General features: G+C 66.7%; 2 protein-coding genes and 1 pseudogene. All 3 read left to right on the top strand.

Going from position 1 to position 2004, the window contains the following annotated elements:
• Positions 1-619 (top strand): annotated as a pseudogene (locus tag VN779_RS22975) (hypothetical protein); the annotation flags it as partial.
• The gene (locus tag VN779_RS22970) at positions 597-1088 is read left to right on the top strand and encodes a nitroreductase/quinone reductase family protein (RefSeq protein WP_325726767.1); all 492 of its coding nucleotides are present in this window, start codon (positions 597-599) and stop codon (positions 1086-1088) included. The pseudogene VN779_RS22975 and the gene VN779_RS22970, both read left to right, overlap by 23 nt.
• Before the next feature lie 389 nt (positions 1089-1477).
• Positions 1478-2004: hypothetical protein (locus VN779_RS22965; RefSeq protein WP_325726765.1), on the top strand; the 527-nt coding region annotated here is incomplete at its 3' end.

Genomic DNA, 2004 nt, shown 5'->3' with positions numbered 1-2004 from the left:
CTGGGAGCACGCCGGGCAGCCGTTCTTCGCTGGTGAGGTCGAGCCGTGTATCAACGGGCGCACCGTCGCGATCGGCGCCTACTTCGGGGTAGCGGTCGGCGACATCGTGAGCCGGCTGCTCAGTGAACAACTCGCCGACGGCGGCTGGAACTGCGAGGCCGACAACGGCTCGCTTCGCTCGTCGTTCCACTCAACGATCTGCGTGCTGGAGGGCCTGCTGGCCTTCGAGCGCGCAACCGGCGGGTCACGCGCCGTCGTCACAGCGCGGCGGCGCGGCGAGGAGTATCTGCTCACCCGGCGATTGTTTGGGCGGCAGAGCACCGGTGCGATCGTGGACGCCGACTGGTTGCAGTTCTCATTTCCGGCCTACTGGCACTATGACGTGCTGCGCGCGCTCGACTACTTCCAAGCCACCGGTGACCTGCCCGACCCGGCACTGGCCGAGACCATCGACCTGGTCCGGTCCAAGCGGAGTCCGGACGGCACCTGGCCGTTGGAGAACACCCACCGTGGTGCGGTGCACTTCCCACTCGAGGACGGTGACGGGACACCCAGCCGCTGGAACACGCTACGGGCGTTGCGCGTGCTGGCCTGGTATGACCGCAACGGAGCACAGTGAAGGTATGTCGATTGAGAAACCTCCGGCGGGCACGCGCGGCGGCAGGACGCCGCCTAGTCTCGTCAACAAGCTGCTGATGCCGGTAATGATGCGGATACATCGCCGCGGCGGAGACCGTTTTCAGGGCATGGATCTGCTCTACATCACTACTGTCGGTGCGCGCTCAGGACGACAGCGGACCAACCCGGTGGCGCGCTTCGAGGACGGCCAGGGCGGTTGGTATGTCGTCGCCTCCGCGGGCGGCGCAGCGCGGCATCCGGCCTGGTATCACAATCTCGCTGCCCATCCCGACCAGGTATGGGTCCAGGTCGGTGGGATGAAGCGGCGGGTGAAGGTCGAGCAGCTGTCCGGTGACGAGCGCAGCGAGGTATGGGAGCAGGTCGTCGTCGCGCGGGTACCGAATTTCGGTGCCTATCCGCAGAAGACCGACCGCGAGATCCCGGTGCTGCGACTCACCCCCGTGTCTTGACTCCGGGCCCGAACCGCGCTGGTAGGTCAGGTAACGCCACGGGGACCGGCTGAATCACCGTCGCTCGCCGCGCGGCGCCGGCAACCATCGATACCTGTGCGAGTGTCCCCATGACGGCACCGCGCAGATCGTTCAGTCACGGCGCGCGGGTTCCGGACGCCAACTTCGCGATCACGGCCTTACGCCGGGACCTAGACCGGCTCGTTCTCCCGCAAGACCCCCGACATTGAACCTGGCCGGCGAGGGACGGTCGACCAGGCTCCGCGGCGCGGTGACTGGGCTGGTGCCTGGCGGTGGGTGATGCTCGGTGGGTGGCTCAGAGATCGGCCGGGGCGCGGCGGGGTTATCCGGGGCATCGGGGTCGTCATGTGGGGGTGGGGGAGGCTCGGTTGCCGCCGACGGTGGCGGTGGTGGTGGCGGTTGTGTTGTACGCGTCGTTGCCGAATCAGTTGCTGGTCGGGCCGCGGTTCGTCATCCCGATCTTGGAGGGGATTTTGCTGATCGCTTTGGTGGCGACCGATCCGCGGCGGATCACGCGTCAGACCCGGCAGTCGCGGATGATCTCGCTGGTGTTGATCGCGGTGATCGTGGTGACCAACCTGGTCGCGTTGGGGCAGCTGGTGCATGATCTGGTCAGCGCCCAGGTCAAGGGCGGCGGCACGTTGCTGTTGGCGGCGTTGCAGGTGTGGGCTACGAACGTGATCGCGTTCGCGTTGATCTATTGGGAGCTGGACCGCGGCGGCCCGGTGTCGCGGGTTCGCCGGTCACGGGCTGAGCTGCCGCTGGCTGATCTGCGTTTCTCCCACGACGAGAACCGAGACACCGTGGTCGAGGTCAGCGCGGGTTCGAGTGAGAAGTCCGATTGGATGCCCACATTCATCGACTACCTGTACGTGTCGACGACCAACTCCAGCGC

The sequence above is a fragment of the Actinocrinis sp. genome, assembly GCF_035605935.1.
Taxonomy (GTDB): domain Bacteria; phylum Actinomycetota; class Actinomycetes; order Streptomycetales; family Catenulisporaceae; genus Actinocrinis.
The sequence above is the reverse complement of the archived record's forward strand: the minus strand, read 5'-3'. Positions and strand labels throughout refer to the sequence as shown.